Origin of the sequence: Aeromonas sp. PS2Canimalfood6, from assembly GCF_048276795.1 — a bacterium.
GTDB lineage: Bacteria > Pseudomonadota > Gammaproteobacteria > Enterobacterales > Aeromonadaceae > Aeromonas > Aeromonas caviae.
In genome coordinates this window covers 1-319 of the sequence record NZ_JBLUXC010000182.1, presented here as the reverse complement: position 1 = coordinate 319, position 319 = coordinate 1, and the positions used below count along the sequence as shown (strand labels likewise).

The following is a 319-nucleotide window of genomic DNA, read 5'->3' as shown; positions in this document are numbered from 1 at the left end:
ACCTGAGCTGCGCTGAATCGCGCCACGGGCAGGGAGGTAAAGACCGTTTTCTCCTTGCCTGCCACCTCATAGGTCACTGCGCGAACTTGCCAGTGTGTCGGCAACGCCGGGTTTTTCTTGCGAGCCTGAGGCGAGACCGTCATTTGCAACAGACGGTCACCGTCGCCATAGCGCTCAAGTTCCGTGTATACCAGCCCGTTGCGTTCCGGGATGAGCCAGTGACGGTCGGTGTCTTCGGCCTGAATACGCAGCAACAGGTCGGCACCGAAGAAGCCTTTATCCAGCAGGGTCACTGACTTGTCCGGCAATGAGTGAATGA

Annotated in this window: 1 pseudogene; it reads right to left on the bottom strand. The window is 58.3% G+C overall.

Annotation, left to right across the window (positions count from 1 at the left end):
* A pseudogene (locus ACNPAA_RS21160) lies at window positions 1-319 on the bottom strand (IS4 family transposase); the annotation flags it as partial.